This is a genomic window from Pseudomonadales bacterium (assembly GCA_024234615.1).
Taxonomy (GTDB): Bacteria; Pseudomonadota; Gammaproteobacteria; order Pseudomonadales; family IMCC2047; genus JAJFKB01.
In genome coordinates this window covers 1,619,374-1,639,407 of record JACKNY010000001.1, presented here as the reverse complement: position 1 = coordinate 1,639,407, position 20,034 = coordinate 1,619,374, and the positions used below count along the sequence as shown (strand labels likewise).

At 44.6% G+C, this 20,034-nt stretch carries 24 protein-coding genes; 17 read left to right on the top strand and 7 right to left on the bottom strand.

Annotated features, from left to right (window positions below):
• Positions 1-69: 69 nt before the first annotated feature.
• The 3 genes from H6995_07525 to H6995_07515 all read left to right on the top strand — a co-directional run bounded on the left by H6995_07525 (position 70) and on the right by H6995_07515 (position 2,125).
• Positions 70-471, top strand: a complete 402-nt coding sequence (locus tag H6995_07525; GenBank protein MCP5214841.1) for a biopolymer transporter ExbD — start codon at positions 70-72, stop codon at positions 469-471.
• 324 nt (positions 472-795) lie between these two features.
• Positions 796-1,233 carry a DUF3465 domain-containing protein gene (locus H6995_07520; protein MCP5214840.1) on the top strand — a complete coding sequence of 146 codons (438 nt, stop codon included), beginning with the start codon at positions 796-798 and terminating at the stop codon, positions 1,231-1,233.
• Between the two features lie 382 nt (positions 1,234-1,615).
• The gene (locus tag H6995_07515; protein MCP5214839.1) at positions 1,616-2,125 is read left to right on the top strand and encodes a universal stress protein; all 510 of its coding nucleotides are present in this window, start codon (positions 1,616-1,618) and stop codon (positions 2,123-2,125) included.
• A 9-nt stretch (positions 2,126-2,134) separates the two neighbouring features.
• Here H6995_07515 and H6995_07510 read toward each other — a convergent pair whose 3' ends face one another.
• A complete protein-coding gene (locus H6995_07510; GenBank protein ID MCP5214838.1) occupies positions 2,135-2,917 on the bottom strand; it encodes a sulfite exporter TauE/SafE family protein in 783 nt (260 codons plus the stop codon).
• Between the two features lie 159 nt (positions 2,918-3,076).
• On the opposite strand from H6995_07510, the gene cysB reads away from it, so the two are divergent.
• The 3 genes from cysB to H6995_07495 all read left to right on the top strand — a co-directional run bounded on the left by cysB (position 3,077) and on the right by H6995_07495 (position 6,208).
• Positions 3,077-4,051, top strand: a complete 975-nt coding sequence (cysB, locus tag H6995_07505; GenBank protein ID MCP5214837.1) for an HTH-type transcriptional regulator CysB — start codon at positions 3,077-3,079, stop codon at positions 4,049-4,051.
• Between the two features lie 97 nt (positions 4,052-4,148).
• Positions 4,149-4,763, top strand: a complete 615-nt coding sequence (thrH, locus tag H6995_07500) for a bifunctional phosphoserine phosphatase/homoserine phosphotransferase ThrH (GenBank protein MCP5214836.1) — start codon at positions 4,149-4,151, stop codon at positions 4,761-4,763.
• Between the two features lie 806 nt (positions 4,764-5,569).
• Positions 5,570-6,208 (top strand): HAD-IA family hydrolase, encoded by a 639-nt coding sequence (locus H6995_07495; protein MCP5214835.1) that lies wholly within the window; start codon positions 5,570-5,572, stop codon positions 6,206-6,208.
• 91 nt (positions 6,209-6,299) lie between these two features.
• Here H6995_07495 and H6995_07490 read toward each other — a convergent pair whose 3' ends face one another.
• The gene (locus tag H6995_07490) at positions 6,300-6,896 is read right to left on the bottom strand and encodes an SCO family protein (GenBank protein ID MCP5214834.1); all 597 of its coding nucleotides are present in this window, start codon (positions 6,894-6,896) and stop codon (positions 6,300-6,302) included.
• A 65-nt stretch (positions 6,897-6,961) separates the two neighbouring features.
• Positions 6,962-7,786 (bottom strand): formate/nitrite transporter family protein, encoded by an 825-nt coding sequence (locus tag H6995_07485; protein MCP5214833.1) that lies wholly within the window; start codon positions 7,784-7,786, stop codon positions 6,962-6,964.
• A 236-nt stretch (positions 7,787-8,022) separates the two neighbouring features.
• On the opposite strand from H6995_07485, the gene H6995_07480 reads away from it, so the two are divergent.
• From H6995_07480 to H6995_07460, 5 genes are all read left to right on the top strand, one after another.
• On the top strand, positions 8,023-8,571 hold the full coding sequence (locus tag H6995_07480) for a cytochrome c oxidase subunit II (GenBank protein MCP5214832.1): 549 nt from the start codon (positions 8,023-8,025) through the stop codon (positions 8,569-8,571).
• Between the two features lie 10 nt (positions 8,572-8,581).
• Entirely contained in the window at positions 8,582-10,027 is a 1,446-nt protein-coding gene (locus H6995_07475) for a cbb3-type cytochrome c oxidase subunit I (GenBank protein ID MCP5214831.1), read from the top strand.
• A 3-nt stretch (positions 10,028-10,030) separates the two neighbouring features.
• A complete protein-coding gene (locus H6995_07470) occupies positions 10,031-10,648 on the top strand; it encodes an SCO family protein (protein MCP5214830.1) in 618 nt (205 codons plus the stop codon).
• An 11-nt stretch (positions 10,649-10,659) separates the two neighbouring features.
• A complete protein-coding gene (locus tag H6995_07465; GenBank protein MCP5214829.1) occupies positions 10,660-11,256 on the top strand; it encodes a hypothetical protein in 597 nt (198 codons plus the stop codon).
• A 113-nt stretch (positions 11,257-11,369) separates the two neighbouring features.
• Entirely contained in the window at positions 11,370-11,789 is a 420-nt protein-coding gene (locus H6995_07460) for an Rrf2 family transcriptional regulator (GenBank protein MCP5214828.1), read from the top strand.
• 3 nt (positions 11,790-11,792) lie between these two features.
• Here H6995_07460 and H6995_07455 read toward each other — a convergent pair whose 3' ends face one another.
• The 4 genes from H6995_07455 to H6995_07440 all read right to left on the bottom strand — a co-directional run bounded on the left by H6995_07455 (position 11,793) and on the right by H6995_07440 (position 14,755).
• Positions 11,793-12,515, bottom strand: a complete 723-nt coding sequence (locus H6995_07455; GenBank protein ID MCP5214827.1) for a hypothetical protein — start codon at positions 12,513-12,515, stop codon at positions 11,793-11,795.
• 45 nt (positions 12,516-12,560) lie between these two features.
• Positions 12,561-13,268 (bottom strand): succinate dehydrogenase iron-sulfur subunit, encoded by a 708-nt coding sequence (locus H6995_07450; GenBank protein ID MCP5214826.1) that lies wholly within the window; start codon positions 13,266-13,268, stop codon positions 12,561-12,563.
• 380 nt (positions 13,269-13,648) lie between these two features.
• Entirely contained in the window at positions 13,649-14,500 is an 852-nt protein-coding gene (locus H6995_07445; GenBank protein MCP5214825.1) for a sterol desaturase family protein, read from the bottom strand.
• A gap of 87 nt (positions 14,501-14,587) precedes the next feature.
• Complete coding sequence (locus tag H6995_07440; protein ID MCP5214824.1) at positions 14,588-14,755, bottom strand: hypothetical protein; 168 nt, start codon at positions 14,753-14,755, stop codon at positions 14,588-14,590.
• A gap of 280 nt (positions 14,756-15,035) precedes the next feature.
• Between H6995_07440 and H6995_07435 the strand changes: the two genes are divergently transcribed.
• From H6995_07435 to H6995_07410, 6 genes are all read left to right on the top strand, one after another.
• Positions 15,036-15,524, top strand: coding sequence for a DUF3592 domain-containing protein (locus H6995_07435; GenBank protein MCP5214823.1), 489 nt, complete (start codon positions 15,036-15,038; stop codon positions 15,522-15,524).
• A 43-nt stretch (positions 15,525-15,567) separates the two neighbouring features.
• Positions 15,568-16,404, top strand: a complete 837-nt coding sequence (locus tag H6995_07430; GenBank protein ID MCP5214822.1) for a 23S rRNA (adenine(2030)-N(6))-methyltransferase RlmJ — start codon at positions 15,568-15,570, stop codon at positions 16,402-16,404.
• A gap of 210 nt (positions 16,405-16,614) precedes the next feature.
• Complete coding sequence (locus H6995_07425; protein MCP5214821.1) at positions 16,615-17,109, top strand: polymer-forming cytoskeletal protein; 495 nt, start codon at positions 16,615-16,617, stop codon at positions 17,107-17,109.
• 37 nt (positions 17,110-17,146) lie between these two features.
• Positions 17,147-17,788: a hypothetical protein gene (locus H6995_07420; GenBank protein MCP5214820.1), complete on the top strand. Its 642-nt coding sequence runs from the start codon at positions 17,147-17,149 to the stop codon at positions 17,786-17,788.
• Positions 17,789-17,971: 183 nt separating this feature from the next.
• Positions 17,972-18,982 (top strand): quinone-dependent dihydroorotate dehydrogenase, encoded by a 1,011-nt coding sequence (locus H6995_07415; GenBank protein ID MCP5214819.1) that lies wholly within the window; start codon positions 17,972-17,974, stop codon positions 18,980-18,982.
• Between the two features lie 16 nt (positions 18,983-18,998).
• Positions 18,999-19,796, top strand: coding sequence for a glutathione S-transferase family protein (locus H6995_07410; protein MCP5214818.1), 798 nt, complete (start codon positions 18,999-19,001; stop codon positions 19,794-19,796).
• The last annotated feature ends 238 nt before the right edge of the window (positions 19,797-20,034 follow it).

Here is a 20,034-nt window from a genome sequence, read left to right as displayed (position 1 = left end):
TAAATAACGGTTGAAAGTTTAAATAACAGTCGAACATTAAAGATAAGACAGAAATAAGAGGAGTCGGACATGCGCCGATCAATGTACAAAAGTAGTGAAGAAGAATCTGAGATAGATTTGACCCCAATGCTGGATGTGGTTTTTATCATGCTGATTTTCTTCATTGTTACAGCTTCCTTTGTTAAGGAAATTGGTATCGAAGTGGATCGCCCAGACTCATCCAATGCGCCCCCCAGCGATGATAACGCGGCGATTGTTGTGTCAGTAGGTGAAGCAAATGATTTTTATATTGAAAGGCGTCGCATTGATGTGAGAGCGCTTCGCTCTAATATCGAGCGTCTACACGCGGAAAGACCTAAAGCCCCCGTTATCGTTCGGGCACATGCCAAATCTCATGCTAAATCCTTTGTGTCAGTCGCGGATGCCGCTAGAGAAGCGGGCGTGTTCGATGTATCGCTTGTGAAAGAGTAACCTTGTCTTAAAACCGAAATACTCCCTATTTCCCTTAGTCGCAAAAGGCTTGCACCGAGAGTTATTCGATGCAAGCTTGCCGGCTTTAACGGTTAGATCCTAATATAAGAAGCCAAGTTCCCGTTTTAAAGCTTGCCCGATCGGGTGCTTTTAACGAGTATAAGTGTTTAGATAATAGAGATATGAGTGCAAAGCTACTTTTCGGGTGCGCGCTCCCTTTCGTGGTAACATCCTCGCATCTGTTCAGAGTAACTTTGAGAGTATTATTGGCTCATTGGCGACGGTGGTGGTTCAAGTGAAAAATATACGGCTCAGCGTGAAAATATGAAAAAAAGAATTGGCTTTGTAGGCCTTTTTTTATTGGCAGGTTTTGCTTTATTTGTTGATCAGGTGGCGTTTGAGAACAAAGCGAATGTCCCTGAATTAGTCAAAGACAGGGTGCTGGACGAGGCTTTTGAAAGCCGTAAAACCAATTTTCAGGTCACAGGAACCGGTACAGTGCAGCGTATTCTTAAGGACGATCTGGAGGGTAGTCAGCACCAGCGGTTTTTGCTGGCCCTAGAAAGTGGGCTGACTTTGTTGGTTGCTCATAATATCGATATAGCACCGCGTATAAATGCGCTCAAAATTGGTGATAGGGTTAACTTTTATGGCGAATATGAATGGAATGAGAAGGGCGGTGTGATCCATTGGACCCACCATGATCCTGCTGGACGTCATGTCGGCGGTTGGCTAATTCATAACGGCAAAAAATATCAGTGATGCATAGATGAGAATAATTTACCCTCAATCCTGTAGCAGTAAAGGGTAGTTGTCTCTATGGCAAGATCATCGTAAGGGTAGAGCCTATAAAACAGGAGATTGGGGTGTGTCGCTGTGGTCTGTGTAGAAAGTGGACTGGGGGCCTTTGTTTATAGTCGATGGCGGTGTCAGCAGGTCGTTTTCAAGGAAGGGAGCTTTGAGCTTGATTATCAAATTTTCTTTAAAATCAAAAGGCTAGTTTATAACCATTAATCCGCGTCGAATTCGCTCTGAAAATATAAAAAAAATGTAACGAATTCCAGGCGCATTTTGGGACAGCTGCTATGCTTGATATAAAGCCCGCCAGACTTAATCAAGCAGAACTTAATCAAGCAGAGTGCCGATGATAAAAAATATACTCTATGCGACGGATTTAGGATTATACGCGCCCTATTTACTAGAACATGTAATGTCTCTTGCCAGTAAGCACGACGCTCAGGTGCATGCGGTGCATGCGATCGAACCAATGGGCGTTTTCGCAGAATCCATTTTAACTACTTATATGTCGGTTAGTGAAGTGGCCGAGTTAAGACATCGGGGCTTTAATGATGTCATGCAAAAAATACGAGAACAGGTCGAAAATGCATTTGCGGATGAGTTTGCAGAGTGCAGTTGCGACCTGGAGTTGATCAATGATATTCAAGTCATTAATGGCAAACCGGCGGATGTCATTATTGAAACGGCCCAGAGATGCCGGGCCGATTTAATTGTTATTGGCGCCAACTCGCAACCTTCCGATTCGCCGGTCCTGGGTTCCGTGGCACAGCATGTGCTGAGCAGGTCATCGGTACCGGTTTTTCTAGTTCCCATGATTAAGCTGCAAAATCCGAAAAATTTTGATCTTTATCGTTAAGACGAGCACTCAGAAAAACGCATACTTGGCCCCCAGCAGAAGTAGTATTGATGCCAGTAGTGGCCGAATAACTTTTTCTGGTAATTTGGTTGCTAATCGTGTGCCGACGTAAATCGCCGGTAATGACCCTGTCAGTAGGCTGGCCAGTAAAACTAAGTTAACATTACCTAGAAATAAGTGGCCCGTTCCGGCGATGAGGGTCAGCGGTACAGCATGAGCTAAGTCAGTCCCTATCACGTGAATTGAAGGAAGCCTGGGATAGAGCAGTAGCAAGATCGCTGCACCGAATGCTCCGGCCCCAACAGATGAGAGCGTTACAAATACGCCGAGAAAAATCCCCATAATAACCGTCAGAGGAAGAGAATGACGTTGTATCCAGAGTTGCCAGCGGGCGGGCTCCAGTTCAACATGTCTTTGGAGTTGGCCCTTTAACAGCACCACGGTGCCAGTAATGATCAACATAACGCCTAAACTGCTGGTCAGAATATGAGAATAATGTTCGGGGCTAGGGAAAAAACTCTTAAGCATCCAGATGGTGAATAGGGATGCTGGAATGCTGCCCGAAGCAAGCAGAAGAACAATCCGTAATCGAATGGTGTTTAGGCGGCGATGAACAATTACACCTCCTGCTTTGGTGACTGCGGCATATACTAAATCGGTACCAATGGCGATGTGTGCGGGGAAACCAAATAGCAACAGCAAAGGGGTCATTAAAGAACCACCGCCTACGCCTGTTATACCTACTGCGAAACCGACGCTAGCGCCAGCAAGGGCGTACAAAATGAAATCCATATTTTTAAGCGCCCTTATATTAAGCTGCGGTGAGAAAAAGATAATGGTGAAATAGTTTGTTGGTGGTAAAGTTAGCGGTTTCGGTGTATTCTTTAAAGTAATATTTGCTTATATTTTTATACCCTATCCGTATATGTAGTAGCTGCTCAGGAGACTGCAATGAAGTTACAGCAGTTAAAGTATATTTGGGAAGTTGCGCACCATGATCTTAATGTGTCAGCGACAGCTCAAAGTCTCTACACTTCTCAACCCGGCATAAGTAAACAAATTCGACTATTGGAAGATGAGCTCGGTATAGAGGTGTTTTCGCGTAGCGGTAAACATCTGACCAGCATTACGCCTGCTGGGGAGGATATACTCAAACTTGCAGGTGAAGTGCTAAAACAGGTAGCCACGATTAAGCGGGTTGCACAGGAGCATAGTGACCCCAAAAAAGGCAGTATTTCAATAGCCACTACGCATACGCAAGCCAGATACGTATTGCCTCCCGTGATAAAAAAGTTTATTGATATGTATCCCGAGGTCTCCTTGCACATGAACCAGGGAACCCCGATCCAAATTTCTGAAATGGCCTCTGAGGGAGAGGTTGATTTCGCTATCGCTACTGAAGCTTTGGAGTTGTTCGGCAATCTGGTCATGATGCCTTGCTATCGCTGGAACCGGAGTGTGATTGTGCCTAAAAATCACCCGCTGGCTCAGCCTTCGGCTTTAACACTGGAAAATCTTGCCAAGTTTCCTATTGTGACATACGTATTTGGATTTACTGGTCGCTCTAAACTTGACGAGTCCTTTTCTAGCAAAGGGCTAGTGCCTAAGGTTGTGTTCACTGCAACTGATGCTGACGTGATTAAAACCTACGTAAGGCTTGGCCTAGGAGTAGGTATTATTGCCAGTATGGCGCATGACCCAGTGTTGGATCAGGATTTAGTTTCTTTAGATGCAAAACACTTGTTTCAAGCAAGCACGACTAAAATCGGATTTCGACGGGGCACCTTTTTGCGTAAATTTATGTACGACTTCATTACGCTATTTGCGCCGCACCTCACGCCGGAAGTGGTTGATGATTGTCTCCGTCATCAGAATAAGGCTGAGGTGGACGAAATCTTTAGCCATATAAAACTCCCCGTGCATTAATTGCGTCCACTCTGCTGGTTCAAAGCCCAGCTGTTTCTTGAATCAGCCCAGATAACAGGTTAGAGTGCCGTTTTTTTTAATCCGTTGGAGATGAGAAGTGGAACTAGCATGTCTAGACTTAGAGGGAGTATTGATTCCTGAAATATGGATTGGCCTGGCAGAGCGTACTGGCATAGAAGCGTTAAGAGCAACGACTCGCGATATCCCTGATTACGACGTGCTGATGAAGCAACGCCTCGGGCTACTGAAACAACACAATCTTGGCATTAAAGATTTGCAGGCGGTTATTGACAATATGTCACCACTTGAAGGTGCCAAAGAATTCGTTGACTGGCTCAATGAAAATTTCCAAGTCATTATTCTTTCTGACACCTTTTATGAGTTTGCCAAACCGCTCATGCGCCAATTGGGATATCCGACACTCTTTTGTCATCGTTTGGGTATTGATGAGCAAGGTAATATCAATGACTATTTTTTACGTCAAGCAGACCCGAAAAGGCAATCGGTTAAGGCTTTCCACCAGCTCAATTACCGAGTGATTGCTGCTGGTGATTCATACAACGACACCAGTATGCTTTCTGAGGCGGATGTCGGTATCCTCTTTAGGGCACCCGCGAACGTTATTCGTGAATTCCCACAGTTTTCTTCCGTGACTAGTTACGAAGAGCTGAAGAGTGAGTTTATAAAAGCGAGTGAGCGTAACTTACTATAAATAGCACGGATGGATTTGAAATGAGCAAAGGCCTTCCCGCTTCAGGGCTTGGGCCTTTTTATGGATTGTTGGCAATACATAGAGTTAGTTGTTCGGCCTTGTAGCTATTACTACAAGGCAAACGGTTTGTTTGCTCTATTGAAGTATCTAAATCATTGACAAAACAACGAGATAGATTAACATTTGCCATAGCGCCGATTTAAAAGCAACTTGCAGGGCGCTTTACAAATATTGCTAAAGCGCTGGTTTCATCACCCCACATGAAAACCAGTTAATGGTCGGGGTTAAGACGAAACCAATGAACAAACCGCTCAACCTAAACACACCTACAAAAAACCAAAATAACAAAACACCTTGGCAAGAAGTGTTTATCCCGTTTAACAATGAGCTTCCGCTGATCGTTCTCCAACATGTCACTTTTATGGGTTATCAGTGGGCCAATATTGATCAATTGGATCGGACATCCATCGTAAATCTCTCTATGCACCGCGGGAAAGGCCTATTAACTCTCAAAAAGCTTTTCTAATCAGGGCGGATAAATACCCTGAGACTTCTTTTCGTCGCGTACGTTTAGCAAGGCTGATATGCTTCGCGAAGTGAAAGTGGTGACCTGTACCGATGGCAAAAGCGCTATTTGCTGGCACTATTTAGTGCCAGCAAAATTAGTGCCAGCAAAATTTTTATTCAAGAGTCACTTGTGATTATGGGCTGCAAATCGGCAACGGTCATTTGTGGGGCAAGATAAATTTAAACCCGCTTCACTTTTTTACTATTACAGGTTTTGTTGATTAGTCTGGAGAATTAAAATGCTTAATCAAAAACCCAGTGTGATTATCTGGGATATGGGCGGGATTATGTACCGCTTCTTTACCGAGTTAATGGTTGAAATCGGGGGGCAGCAAGGCTGGCCACTGGCGCGCTTGCCTCTTGGACCTACAGGGCCGGGACAAGACCCATTTTACCCGGCAATGGATCAGGGTGAAATGAGTGAGCCTGAGTACCTGAAATGTGTGACTGATGCGCTGAAAAAAGAAGGAATTGAGTTTTCTCCTCACCAGGATATGGATTTCTCCTCTGGTGAGCGAAAGCAAACATGGGGCGTTATCGCCCACTTAAAAACAGCCGGATTTCGGCAAGCATTATTGACCAATGATGCCACTGCTTGGCTGGGTGAATCCTGGTGGGAAAAATGGCCTTATGTACACCTTTTTGAGCAGGTGGTTGATGTTAAAACGGTTGGCGTTAGAAAACCTGCACCGGAGCCCTATCTCGCTTGTGTTAAAGCACTGCATTGCGAGCCACAGGAATGCCTGTTTATTGATGATATGCATGCTAACTGTCGAGGCGCAGAAGCGGTGGGTATGGATAGCTTTTGGTTTGATATTTGCGACCCGGAAGGGAGTATGAAAAAGCTGCTATCTTATTTGGGTGTGGCGCCAGTATGAGAAATATTAGGATGTTAGAGCTTCTTTCAAGCTGCCCCCTATACTTACCCATCGTTGTTGGGTTGATTGATTCTGTGGTTGTGGTTGCTGTTCAAAGCAATGTTTCGAGATGGCTAGCTAAAAACAATGGGTCATAACCGAGTGCAATTTGATCAACGATCTTGCCGAAGGGATCCACAATATAGGTCATGCTTGAGTGCACAACATCAAGACCACCATGATGTGCAGAGGGATCAGCTTTTAGCTCATAATGGGTATGGAATCTTGAAACCACATAATCCAGTTGTGCTTTGTTTCCGCTTAGCCCAACAATTCTATCGTCAAATTGATTTAGATAATGATTGATGCTTGCTGGCGTATCCCTTTCGTAATCAACTGAGATGAACACCGGGACAATGGCATTGCCTAATCGCTTCTTATCTAACAACCTGATGGTCTGTGCGACTTTCGCCGTCTGGGTAGGGCAGATATCGGGACACGAAGTGAACCCAAAATAGACGATCATCCATTTTCCGCCAAAAGCCGTTTCTGTTATTTCTTTGCCAGAGCCATCAGTTAATGAAAAATTAACTCGATTATCTAGATTTTCATGCTGAAAATAAGCGAACAAAAATCCAAAACCTACTACTGCTGCGATAACGAACAATAAATGTAAGGATTGTTTTTTTGGTGATTGTTGTTCTGTCATGTGACCTCCATTAGGTCTTTAGTGTGAGGTGGTGAAATTTATACTTACGTAGCCTTGGATATCGATCAGATCGTTACTTGTTTTACGCAGCAATTAGCCAGTTTTTGGTTAGATCCGATAATTGGGCAGCTATTGCCTGTATAGAGCCAATAACCCAACCCCATGAAAACGCTTCCTCCAATAGTGTTACCCACTGTTACCCAAAGTAAGTTATGGGCGGCACCAGCCAGGGTGATGCTTTCAGGATGGTTAGAAAGTAATGCGAGTGAAAATATGGTCATGTTGGCAATACAGTGCTCATATCCGCTGGCAATAAAAGTGAACAGAGCCCAGAAGATAGCTATTGCTTTGCCTACATCAGACTCACATCTGGCCGCCATCCAAATTGCAAGGCAAACGAGCAAATTACAAAGAACTCCCCGCGCAACCAAACTAAAGGCATCGGCATGTATTTTATGCTCCGCTATTTTATGTAAAGCAGGGGCTGCTTCATGGATAAGGTTGCCGCCACCTCCAATCAGAAATAGAGTAGCCAAGAGTAACGCACCAACCAAGTTACCAAACCAGACCGTTCCCCATATTTGAAGGATTCTTTTCCAACATACCTGCCGCTGTAAATAACCGAACATCATATACATAGTATGACCGGTAAATAATTCGGAGCCGGCGAATATCACCAGTATTAGCGCAACACAAAATGAACTACCCATCACTAACTTTTGGTAGGCGGGGTCGACGGTGCCTCCCACCGATAACATCAAGATAATACCAAGGCCAATATACAGTCCGGCCAGTATGGCACCAATTGTGAAACCGACGGGGTGTGATCGAAAAAATTGGACTTTCTTTGCTGCCAGTCCAGCAAAATGGTCAATCGTATCGTTATACATATAGCGGTATTCCTGTTAGTCAGCAGCCTTTGTTTATTGCTTCTTATTCAAAACATCAAATGGGTAGGGTTTTATATAAACATGTAAAAAATATACATTAAAAATATTGTAAGTCAAGCTTACAAAAAGTTTGACAAGGCATACACATAAGGATAATACTAAATATGTATATCAAATACACCAATTATAAAGGCATTAAATATACATTTATATTAGCGTACAACACAGGAGGTTTTATGATTCAAATTCACGATTTCGTTTTTATATTAAGTCTTGTTCTGATGACTTGCGTATTGGGGGCATTTGTTTTTGTCGTTGTGTATTCAGCTGACAAAACGGATTACCAGCGGGTTCAGCCAAAGGCTTATCGCTTAAGACGGTTTCTGTTCGGTATAGTTCTTATTGGCGGTATTGTTGCAACAGCAAGCACTATTTCGCCATTACCTTACGCTAGTACGCAAAAAGGCCAAGTTGATGAGGTTCAAATAGCTGTTGAAGGTAAGCAGTGGTATTGGGTGTTAAGCCAAAATCATGCTCCGGTAAACACTCAAGTAACCTTTAATGTTTCCAGTGGTGATGTTAATCACGGCTTTGGCATTTATGACAGTAATCTACGCTTGCTTGCACAGACTCAGGCCATGCCAGGTTATACCAATAAGCTGGTTCATACCTTTAAAGAAACAGGTAATTATCAAATGATGTGTTTGGAATACTGCGGTTTAGTGCATCACGCGATGATTTCAAATTTCTCAGTCACCGAAGTTGAAACTGGTTCTGAGCTTTAAGGAGAATTAAATGAATAGTCTAAACTTAAATCCACTTCCCAGTTTAGCCCGTAAAGGCATTCTTACGTATTTAGGTATTAGTGCAGTGGTGTATTTGTTAATGATGCTAGCGGGACTGGTCATGCGCTTAGCCCAAGCGGGCTTGGTTGCAGTGCCGCCGAATTTCTTTTATCAATTAATGACCGCACATGGCGCTGGTATGGTCGGTATATCCGCTTTGGCAGCAAGCGCAGTGCTCTGGTATTTCTTGCGTCGTTACGTGGAGTTAAACGTAGGGATATTGTGGGCAAATCTCGTCTTATTCCTGGTTGGTGTGGTATGTATTCTTGGTGGGGTTTTTGTCGGTGGTTATGCTGGGGCATGGACCTTTCTTTTTCCCTTGCCTTCTACTTCGATGGGGGCATGGGGAATCTGGGCTGCCGCATCGTTCATGGTGGGCTTGTTGATCATTGGTGTTGGTTTTTTACTTTTCTATCTGGATGTTATACGAGCAATTTTAACCAAGTACCGTAGTATTCCAAGAGCACTAGGTTGGCCGCAGTTGTTTGCAAATAGTGATGCGCCTATGCCGCCGGCCACCATAGTTGCCTCAACAATGGTGGTCATTGTAAATACCATGGGTATTGTTGCCGGTGCAGTAGTGATTGTTATCATGCTGATTAACCTGTTCATGCCTGAGTTTGCCGTTGATGCCCTGTTAACGAAGAATCTGATCTATTTTTTTGGTCATGTATTTATTAACGCGACTATCTATCAAGCGGTCATTGCGGTTTACGAATTATTGCCGGAATACACCAAGCGCCCCTGGAAAGTGAACAAGGTGTTTCTGGCTGCCTGGAGTGCGTCATCTTTGATGGTTATGGCGGTATATCCACACCATTTATTAATGGACTTTGCGATGCCGGTTTGGGCTGCAGTGATGGGGCAAATTTTATCCTACGCTAATGGAATACCGCTGGTTGTAGTGACGGCGTACGGTGCTCTCACTATCGTGCATAAGTCAGGTATTAAGTGGGACCCTGCGTCCGGGCTGTTATTTCTGTCTATGTTTGGTTGGACGGCAGGTGTTATCCCCGCCATTATTGATGCTACCATCACAGTTAACAATGTTATGCACAATACTATGTGGGTGCCAGGGCATTTCCATTTCTATTTGTTACTCGGTCTTGTCGCGATGTTGTTTGGGTTCATGTACTACTTAGTGCATAAAGAAGGGCAACGCACCAGTTTGGTCGACCGTGCCGCATTTTTACTCTATATGACGGGCTCCGCTGGTTTTGCGGGTATGTTTTTGGTCAGTGGCATGAATAGTGTGCCTAGACGTTGGGCAGCCCATTTGCCAGAGTGGGTTAGCTATAGTGAAACCGCATCAGCCTTCGCTTTTTTGATTGTCGTTGGGGCCGCTATTTTTGCCTTTAGGTTTATCACTCGACTGCCTCAGGCGCGCACGGTGTAGCTCATGAAACTCTGGTTGTGCGCCTTATTATCTTTGTGTATTACGGCAGTAGGCTTGTTTGCGCTTGCTGCCGGGACGCACGGTTATAGTGTCTGGACACAAGAAGGACAGCGCCGCTGGCAGGTAACTCACCATCCGCAACAGCTACCGCAGTTTAATTGGCGCAACCAGAATCATGAAATACGTAGTGTGGAAAAGTTAAACAAACCCATTGTACTGCTGGACTTTATCTACACCAGTTGCCCGACCGTATGTCAATTAATGGGGTATGAGTTCGGGCGTTTACAACTCATGCTCCAAGAAAAACGGCTTGAGCATTCGATTCAATTGATCAGCATTAGTTTTGATACTGAGCGTGATACGCCAGCCACTATGGGTGAGTATTTGAAACGTTTTCATGCCAATACAGCCCACTGGGAAGGAGGAATTATTGAAGATAAAACTCAGCTAACGGACTTACTCGACCAGCTGGGAGTCGTCGTACTTCCAGATGGTCAAGGAGGTTTTGTTCATAATGCGGCTTTCTATTTGGTCTATGAAGGGACATTAATTGGCATCTTTGATAGGGGTCAGCTTCACTCGATCCTTAAATCCATAGCGGACTTAGGTCCAGTGATATAGTGGTGTTGGGCATGCACATAAAACGTCTTAACTATTTATCACTATTGATACCTGTTTTGAGCGGAATCACCTTGATGGGGATTGTTCGCTGGTTTGAGCAGTCTCTGGTTGTCACTATTTTAGTGGGCTATCCCTTACTGATCTATCTCGGTTATTTTTATGGCCGTGAGCTGTCTGCTCAGCGGGCTTTTCGTTCTATACTCAATGTGATTGGTGGTATTCCTGGTGTATTAATTGCTACCTTCACCCTGGCATTCTGGATGATTCCACGTTGGGTGGATGCCTCTGTAGTAAATTTGGAAATAGCCATTATTAAGTACCTTTGCCTAATCCTATTAGTTGGCTTCAACTTAGGTTGTAGTTGGGCGAAGATGCATTTCATCACCAAGGCGGTACTAAAGATTGAGTTTTTGACCATGCTGTTCCGCCTAGGCTGGTTATATGTAATATCACCGGATCGTTTGTGCAATAACTACCTGCTCGGTGAGCAGGTGCTTTTGGGCAAATCCTTTCTGGCGATAGGTGGGCTTCTGACGCTGGTTCTTTGTTTGCCACTCTTTGTTGCCGATATCTATGATCGGCATTTGGATAAAGCGAATCTATCTTAATATTAATGGTATCCATCGAAATTTATAGCGATAATTCCTAATACGGATTATACGGACCAGCACTAAAACTGCTGAGTTCTAGCATTAGACGGAATTTAATATTGAGGAATTAGATGCACTTAACAAAACACACCGATATTTCACTACGAGTTTTGATGTACCTGGGCATTAATAAGGGCGAAATTTGTAATATTACCGATATTGCGAAAAAGATAACGGTTTCTCGTAACCATTTGGTGAAGGTGGTGCATAAATTGGCTACTTTTGGCTATATCAAATCGGTTCAGGGGCGAGGCGGCGGAATTTTTATCGATGGTGATCTGACGGAAATTCGGGTCGGTGATGTAGTTCGAGATATGGAGGCCAACTTAACTATTGTTGACTGCTCATCAATGGTTTGTCCACTGACACCATCTTGCATTTTAAAAAGAGCGCTGGATGATGCGACAAGAGCATTCATGAAATGCCTGGATAGCTATACGCTTGATGACCTGATTCGTAATAAGCGTACGTTGGTGCGTCTGGTCGGTTAATTTTTATTCCGGCAGCGTTCGTACCAGATCCTCTAAATGAGGTAACAATTCCGAACGTCTTTGCACATGAAAAATATAGCGTGGGACTTCATGGCCCACAGTTTGCGCCATAAAGGGTGCCCCCCAAAAACTCAGCAAAGCCTCCGTTTCCCCGCTTAAAGCACTATCTCCCAATATGAATGAAACGGGATTATTCAAATCACGCCATAACGACTCTCTGATTTTAGTTCGAGCGTTGCAGGCAATTATCATGGGCAATACAGTTTGCTGCCAAATTTGTTGTTGCCCTTTATCGAGAACAAACTGTATTGAGGTGACTTTATTATTCTCCAACACTGGTTTTAGCAGCGCATCAAACAGTGGTTGTGTCTGGTACATGGTTAGGCATACATTGAACCAAATAGTCTCGCCACTTAAGTTCAGCAGAAACTGCTCATGGGCTGAGCGCAAATGACGTGGGCCAACCAAAATGACATCGGGTGGAGCTATCGCGCCTTGAATTTTTTTGATTCTGTGAGCTGTTTCGGTAACTTTTTCAGCAGTGATTTCATTTTCTTTGGCATGACGCAAAAAATTAATAAAAAGTAATCCGACCAAAGCCAGTAGAATCAAGAGAATGGTGTGCTCATCAACGATATGTAACAAATGCAGAATAATGGCGATGACGGCAGCGATGATGCCAGCGATAGCATCCCACTCGAATTTTAGGAATTGTTTTAGCTTCATGTTATCAGTCTTTATGATTGGTATTTATATGACATTCATGCCGCACTATACCAAATGTTCAAACAGCATCCTCTTTATCTTATCAATTGCTGTCATCGGGTCTAAATTTTTAGGGCAGACCCAGGTACAGTTCTGAATATTGCGACACCGGAAAACACTGTATGGATCCTGTAACTCCCCGAGTCGTTCCAGCGTCTCGGTATCCCGGCTATCGATCAAAAAACGGTATGCCTGCAGCAGCCCGGCAGGGCCTATGTATTTATCCGAATTCCACCACCAGGAGGGACAGGCCGAACTACAGCAGCCGCAAAGAATACATTCGTAGAGACCATCAAGTTTTGCACGATCCTCGGGAGATTGTAATCGTTCGATTGCCGGTGCCGGCGTGCTGTTGATTAAATAAGGTTTTATTTTCTCGTATTGACGTTGAAATAACGCCATGTCAACAACCAGATCACGAATCACCGGCATACCAGGCAATGGCCGTAGAACTAAGCGGTTAGATTTTCCCATGGCATCCGCCATCCGAGTGATGCAAGCCAGACCGTTTTTGCCGTTCATGTTCATTCCGTCAGATCCGCAAACGCCTTCCCGGCAGGAGCGTCGGTAGCTTAGTGTAGGGTCTTCGGTTTTCAGGTGTTCAAGTGCGTCCAGAATCATCCGCTGACGGAACTCGTCCGCAATCTGGAATAATTGCATCCTGGGCGCGGTATCGAACTCGGGATGGTAACGATATATTTCTATGTTAATCATATTATCGTCCGATGCTGGTGGTTCGAACTTAAAAAGGCATGCTCCTAGAAACTGTTTTTTGGGGCCGTCAGGATTATCATGTTAACAACAAACAAGCCTCATAACCTAATTCCAAAGAGAGAAACCAATGGTTAGCATGGAATTTTTGATTACGTCTCTTATCGTCGTGCTGATCTAGGCACCGGCGTTATTTATACTATTTCAACAGGGTTGTTTAAAGGTGCGTGGTTTAGTCTCTATGCTTCATTGGGTAGCACGGCGGAATATTTATGGCGATGACACTCGTAGTTTTACATCGGTGTTGGTGTTATAAGGCGCAAAACTGGCGTTGAGTGAACGATAGTTTTGGGATAGACCCTTTGTCTATTTTTTCATTCTCCTTATCCAAGCCTTTTCGCTGAGGAGGATGGCATTAAATCGTCAGTTGGCTTGGGGTTCATAAAGGGTTGTAGCAACATCCAGGGAAGATAGCGGTGTTTCGTTTCTCTGAATTGTTCCAGTCCTACTTTCATGTTCTCTTGCCCAAGTTCTGGGCAATCAATATAAGTGTTAAATAATTTGTCCCACCAGGGGGTCACTCCCGCAAAATTACAATTTGATTCAACTTTGGATACAGAGTGATGAATGCGGTGCAGGTCAGGCGTCACAATAACTTTTCGTAGTTGCCGGTCAATATTTTCAGGAATAAGCAAATTGCCGTGGACAAAGGCGGCCATCAGCACACGGACTAATTTGTATATAAGGTACGCGAAAGCGGGGATGCCGAAAATAAAAATGACCATCAGTTCAAGCGCTACGCTAAAAATGGCCTCCAACGGATGAAAGCGAAGGCTGGTGGAGAAATCGTAATCCATATCCGAGTGATGCATGCGGTGCAGTCGCCATAGTAGCGGAATACGATGCAATAGATAATGTTGCAGGTAATTATTAAAATCCAAGATGATAATGCCGATAGCGAAGGCCAATGTCGCAGGCACGTGCATCAGTGGCATTAACCCCCAATTATTTTCTGAGGAATTAAGGGCGAGCGCTATACCCAGCAGTGGAAAAATAGAGCGTATGAGTAAGATATCAATAATAGCGACCGCGATATTACCAAACCAGCGTAATCCCATTGACTGGCATAACGCGCGACGAGGCATGACCGCTTCTAAAGCGGCAACGATTGCTATCGCAAAAAAATAGCACCCGGTGTAAATCTCTCCCTCGTGGGAAAGAAAATAGTCTTGCATTGGAATCCCTGCTTCTATTCGTGACAAATAGCGGCTGACTAATTCCTTTTAACCTTAGTCGACGAGTAGCCGGAGTGCTAGGTTGGATTATTTACGTATTTTATATCGCGTGAACAGGATGGCACTAACCACACCAATACCCAGTAAGGTTATGATGTTTGGTTCGGGAATTTGCGCAGTTGTAGCCCAAATTGGTGAGGCGATCATCAGGCCAGCAACCGCAGCTAAAGTATTTAGCACAGTGATTTTATTCATACTGCTCTCCATCAATTTCCAAAATCAGCGGATCAAGCTGAATTAAATTGTTATTTTTAGATTTATACAGGATCATGCTTAGGCAGCAATATATGAGCCAGTTTGTAACCAATTGAAATTCCAGATGTTATTTGTTGAAGTGGCTGGCCACTGTATAAAATGTTGACATTTTTACCGTCGCTAAGAGTCAACCTAAATATCAATCATTAGTGGGAGCTTGCAGTTCAAAACAGCTAAAATACCTATCACTAATCATAACAATGTGCTCGACGGGTAAAGCATGACGGAAACTAAAGCAACCAACTTAACAGATTTTTGGAAGAGATTAGTAAAAGCACTACCTTGGTTTCTGGCGGGGATGGTCGCTTTTGGTTTGCTTGGTTTCGGCGGTGCTAGTTATATGGATAACCGTGAAACCTGGCCTTTGCAGCAAGCAGAAGTTGTTGCCACAAGGATACATTGGGCACAGCACATGAGCGATCAATATGAGCTTATAATTGACCTGCGGGTTCACCCCAAGAACGGTGCCGTTTATCAGGCCAGTTTGTTGCAGGGCGGCCCAAAAGGCGCTCTTGAAAAGCGTGCGCAGGGACGCTACGCAATAGGTAAGTGGGTTAGCGTGCGTAGTGATCCAAGCCACCCGGGACGGGTCGTATTACCGCAATCAAACGCTTGGGGTGCTTGGCTAATTGCAATCATTGTCGGAATGTTCTTTTTTGGTAATGGGTTAACTGTACTAAATCGATCCGCACAAAAAACGCTACCCTAAATACCCACTTCCAGACAGTTATTTTTTAAGCAGGAGTTAGGCATTGTTAAGTTATCGTCACTCATTTCATGCAGGAAACTTTGCTGACGTTCTCAAACATATTGTTCTCGTCGAAATTCTTGAGCATTTGGTTAAAAAAGAGAGCGCCTTTGACTATATCGATACACATGCCGGTGCTGGGCTGTATGACCTTGCTTCTCCGCAAGCGTTAAAGTTGCAGGAATATACTGCAGGCATTGGACAGTTGGCAGCAGACGAATGGCCAGAATTGAGTCAGTACTTTGAAATTTTGCGTTCATGCAATACCAGCGATGTATTACGTTACTATCCTGGTTCACCTAAGATTGCCCTCGCTTTGATGCGGCCACAGGATAAGGCTCGTCTATTTGAGATGCATCCCACGGACTTTGCATTGCTCAAGCAAAGTATCGCGAGAGATCGTCGCGTTAAACTCCTACAGGAAGACGGCTTTAAAGGATTATTAGCCTTATTGCCACCGCAATCGCGCAGAGGCCTGATCCTGATCGATCCTTCCTATGAAATAAAAAGCGATTTTTCCCAGGTTTTAGAAACTGTCGCTCAAGCCTATAAAAGATTTGCTGGCGGTATTTATGCTATTTGGTATCCAGTGGTGGAACGTAAGCGAATAGATCGGTTGGAACGAGCCTTCGTCGATAGTGGCATCAAAAAAATACAACGTTTTGAGTTGGGTGTCAGGGCGGATTCAGAGCACGAGGGGATGTCAGCAGCGGGCATGATCGTGATTAACCCTCCCTGGATTCTGATGGAGAAGATGACGGCCATATTAGCTCGGTTGACAGAGGTTTTAGCGAGAGGAGAGGGTGCCTTTTTTAGGGCGGACCAGCTGGTTGGTGAGTAACTTAGATAGATTTCGTTCTGATAAATTTGTTGAGAGCCTACAAATTAATGAAAAATACCTGTCACTATGCCAATAGTGAGATCGTTACGGCTTTAAACTATGACGCTGATAATTCGTATGCTTGGGTTCTGTTGTCTATACTTAGAATGTGTACTCTAAATACTTGAGTCAAACTGCCGCAAAATCAATTAATTAGGGAGAACTCAGACTATGTTTGATAAAAAGAGACAGGATGATACGCCTAGCAATGACTATAGCGCGCATCAGGAATCGACTACCCAAAACACTCAGACCACTAGCAGGCAAGCATTAATCGGCTCTACTATTAATATTAAGGGCGATATTAGTGGTGATGAAAACCTAGTGATCGATGGTAAAGTGCAAGGCAGTATTGAATTAGGTTCGAAAGAAGTGACTATTGGTCGTAGCGGGAAAGTTTCAGCCAATGTGCATGCTAGCGTGATACGGATTGAAGGCGAAGTACAGGGTGATATTTCGGGCAATGAAAAAGTCATTATCTCCAAGACTGGTAATGTGCAGGGTAATATTATTGCTCCTCGTGTCACACTGGAGGATGGCGCTAAATTTAAAGGCAGTATAGATATGGACCCTGCTATTTCAACGCCCGTGACTCCGATAAAATCAATGAATTCAATTGATACACAAAAAAGCGAATCCGTAGGCAGTGGTTCGAAGGGAAGCTGATTAGCCGTATTCATTCTACTAACGAATTTATTTTTTGATGTTCTCTACAGCCAATCGCGGCACTAATGCCGCTCCTGGCGTTATAGCCTCGAGCTTTAAAAGTACTCTGTTCTCGGCGTTGTTTGATTTTGAATCTCTGGCGGAAGGTCAAAGTTTAACTGTATTGGATTTGGGGCCCGCAATATCAGTAAGTGTTGCTTTTTTTGGCCAATATAAGTGTCGCCTGCATATTCTGGATTTGTTCTCCGAGCCCTTTTTAGCGCAGCAACAGGCCTTGACGGACGATGAGCTGAACAATCAACTCAGGGGTATTTTCGACTTTTCCAAAAATACCCGTTTCGATGTTTGCTTGTTTTGGGATCTATTCAATTATCTGGATAAACCTGCAATTTTGGCTCTTAATCATCTACTAGCACCCTTTCTACATCTCGGCACTAAGGCTCATTGCTTTGGGCTGCTAAAGGCAAATACACGATTGTCTTATCAGCAGTACGGTATCTTGCAACCCGACAGTCTAAAGGTGGCGGGGCGACCGGACCCTGCACCGGTTTTATATCATCATCCCCAGGCCGAACTTAAAGGGCTGTTGAGCAGTTTTAACGTATCCCGGACTATGCTGCTGGGTGATGGTAGGCTGGAAATGCTGCTGCAATCTCGGGTTGACGAGCTTTCAGATTAGAAGCATAAACGACCCTGCACGAGCATACAAGGCTTAACAGGCTTTGCCTTTTATCAAACCAGCGAATACATTTGGAGCTGAGGACGACAGGAACTCTGTTTGGAAATTGTTGAACTGGCCTGAGTTAGCGTATAATCCGCCGCTAATTTGCTGCGGCACCTTTCAATTTAATAATCTGAATTCATGAGCTATCGACTATTTCGTAATCTTCTTTTTTTGCTGGAACCGGAAACCGCGCATGATCTGGCATTAAAAGGTATAGGACTCGCCGAAAAACTCAAGCTCACACCCAACCTGCTGCCAAGGCTACCGCGGAAACCCGTAAAAGTGATGGGGCTATCGTTTCCAAACCCTGTGGGTTTGGCCGCTGGATTGGATAAGAATGCCGATTATATTGATGGGCTTTCCGCGCTGGGTTTTGGTTTTATCGAAGTGGGTACGGTGACGCCACGGCCTCAGCCTGGCAACCCCAAGCCGCGTTTATTTCGCCTGCCTGAACGGCAAGCCATAATCAATCGTATGGGGTTTAATAATCTTGGTGTTGATCACCTGCTATCTCAGGTTGCGCTACGTCGTTCGGCTAGTATTTTAGGTATCAACATTGGCAAAAATTTTGATACTCCGGTTGAGCAGGCGCTCGACGATTACCTCATTGGTATGCGTAAAGTCTATATCACCGCAGATTACATTACGGTTAATATATCCTCACCTAATACGCCGGGTTTGCGTAACCTCCAATTTGGTGATTCTCTAAAGCAGCTGTTGTGTGGAATTAAAGAAGAGCAACGCAAGCTTGCTGAAGAATATGATCGCTATACACCCATCGCAGTTAAAATTGCACCAGATATGAATGTGGATGAAATTAAAACCGTCGCAGGAGTGTTGCGGGAGTTTGCAATGGATGCCGCGATTGCCACCAACACCACGCTCTCACGTGCCGGGGTGGAGGGCTTGAAGCATGCCGACGAGGCGGGTGGGTTGAGTGGTGCACCACTGACTGACAAATCAACTCAGGTGATCGCAGTGCTCAGTGCGGAATTGGGTAATCAAATTCCGGTAATTGCCGCTGGCGGTATTATGGACGCGCCATCCGCGTTAGCTAAGTTGGATGCCGGGGCGCGTTTAATTCAGCTCTATACAGGTTTTATCTATGCAGGCCCGCGCTTGATTCGAGATATCCTAATCGCCCTATAGGGAGTGAGCTTTAACCATGACATTATTACTTTTTACCAGTGTTGAATCGGCCTGTGCGCAAAAGGTACGGCTGGTGCTGGCGGAAAAACAATTAGTCTGGAATGAGCAATCACTTAACTTGCGCCGTGGCGATCAGTTTGCACCGGAATACCTCAAGCTCAACCCGAAAGCCGTTGTCCCCACCTTAGTTCATGACGGAGTTGTTATTCGGGAATCCAGCATTATCAACGAATACCTGGAAGAGGCTTACCCACAACCGCGACTGAGTCCGGTTGATTTATTGCAGCGCAGTCAAATGCGTCTGTGGGTGAAAACTGGAGATGATGAATTACATCCGGCAATTGGTGTTTTAACCTATGCGACGGTATTACGTCACCAAATGAATGAGATGAAAACACCGCAACAATTACAGCAACATTTTGCCAGCATTACCGACCCGAAAAGGCGTGAACGCCAACAGCAAACGCATGAACAGGGCTTGCAATCACCGGCGGCTGAACTAGCTATAAGGAATCTTCGCCAAATCATAATGGCAATGGATACTGCGTTAAGCGCCCACCAGTGGTTGGTGGGAGAAAATTATTCTTTGGCGGACGCCGCCTTTGCACCCTATATGGTTAGGTTGCATAAGTTGGGGTTGACCGGATTGTGGCGGCAACATCCGTCGTTCGCAAATTGGTTACAACGAGTGACTCAGCGTGAGAATGCATTACGCCTTGAAAACCCTTGGGGCTCGGAAAAGTTCAATGCAATAGTAAATCGGCATGCAGAAGCGGCTTCCTCAGACTTAAGCAAGCTACTACAGCAGAATTGAGTGACGAAATGGGCTAAAGCAGGGCATGTCCAAGGCTTATTGCCCAAATTGAAGACATATTGTCGGAAAGCACAGTTTTGGAGCCAAGCATTTGTTCTTTATGATTATAGGAGTCGATCAGAACGCTGAGCAAAAAGCGATACTGAGGTGCTGACTGATAAAATGGTTTACACGAATTCAAATAATTTCTAACCGGGCTATTTTTGCTCAAAAATAGCTCTAACTCCCTTCCTGGCTT

Excerpts from the sequence above, each read along its gene's own strand:
- H6995_07525 (MCP5214841.1), top strand. The coding sequence starts at position 70 with ATGCGCCGATCAATGTACAAAAGTAGTGAAGAAGAATCTGAGATAGAT.
- H6995_07520 (MCP5214840.1), top strand. The coding sequence starts at position 796 with ATGAAAAAAAGAATTGGCTTTGTAGGCCTTTTTTTATTGGCAGGTTTT.
- H6995_07515 (MCP5214839.1), top strand. The coding sequence starts at position 1,616 with ATGATAAAAAATATACTCTATGCGACGGATTTAGGATTATACGCGCCC.
- H6995_07510 (MCP5214838.1), bottom strand. The coding sequence starts at position 2,917 with ATGGATTTCATTTTGTACGCCCTTGCTGGCGCTAGCGTCGGTTTCGCA.
- cysB (MCP5214837.1), top strand. The coding sequence starts at position 3,077 with ATGAAGTTACAGCAGTTAAAGTATATTTGGGAAGTTGCGCACCATGAT.
- H6995_07495 (MCP5214835.1), top strand. The coding sequence starts at position 5,570 with ATGCTTAATCAAAAACCCAGTGTGATTATCTGGGATATGGGCGGGATT.
- H6995_07490 (MCP5214834.1), bottom strand. The coding sequence starts at position 6,896 with ATGACAGAACAACAATCACCAAAAAAACAATCCTTACATTTATTGTTC.
- H6995_07485 (MCP5214833.1), bottom strand. The coding sequence starts at position 7,786 with ATGTATAACGATACGATTGACCATTTTGCTGGACTGGCAGCAAAGAAA.
- H6995_07480 (MCP5214832.1), top strand. The coding sequence starts at position 8,023 with ATGATTCAAATTCACGATTTCGTTTTTATATTAAGTCTTGTTCTGATG.
- H6995_07475 (MCP5214831.1), top strand. The coding sequence starts at position 8,582 with ATGAATAGTCTAAACTTAAATCCACTTCCCAGTTTAGCCCGTAAAGGC.
- H6995_07470 (MCP5214830.1), top strand. The coding sequence starts at position 10,031 with ATGAAACTCTGGTTGTGCGCCTTATTATCTTTGTGTATTACGGCAGTA.
- H6995_07465 (MCP5214829.1), top strand. The coding sequence starts at position 10,660 with ATGCACATAAAACGTCTTAACTATTTATCACTATTGATACCTGTTTTG.
- H6995_07460 (MCP5214828.1), top strand. The coding sequence starts at position 11,370 with ATGCACTTAACAAAACACACCGATATTTCACTACGAGTTTTGATGTAC.
- H6995_07455 (MCP5214827.1), bottom strand. The coding sequence starts at position 12,515 with ATGAAGCTAAAACAATTCCTAAAATTCGAGTGGGATGCTATCGCTGGC.
- H6995_07450 (MCP5214826.1), bottom strand. The coding sequence starts at position 13,268 with ATGATTAACATAGAAATATATCGTTACCATCCCGAGTTCGATACCGCG.
- H6995_07445 (MCP5214825.1), bottom strand. The coding sequence starts at position 14,500 with ATGCAAGACTATTTTCTTTCCCACGAGGGAGAGATTTACACCGGGTGC.
- H6995_07440 (MCP5214824.1), bottom strand. The coding sequence starts at position 14,755 with ATGAATAAAATCACTGTGCTAAATACTTTAGCTGCGGTTGCTGGCCTG.
- H6995_07435 (MCP5214823.1), top strand. The coding sequence starts at position 15,036 with ATGACGGAAACTAAAGCAACCAACTTAACAGATTTTTGGAAGAGATTA.
- H6995_07425 (MCP5214821.1), top strand. The coding sequence starts at position 16,615 with ATGTTTGATAAAAAGAGACAGGATGATACGCCTAGCAATGACTATAGC.
- H6995_07420 (MCP5214820.1), top strand. The coding sequence starts at position 17,147 with ATGTTCTCTACAGCCAATCGCGGCACTAATGCCGCTCCTGGCGTTATA.
- H6995_07415 (MCP5214819.1), top strand. The coding sequence starts at position 17,972 with ATGAGCTATCGACTATTTCGTAATCTTCTTTTTTTGCTGGAACCGGAA.
- H6995_07410 (MCP5214818.1), top strand. The coding sequence starts at position 18,999 with ATGACATTATTACTTTTTACCAGTGTTGAATCGGCCTGTGCGCAAAAG.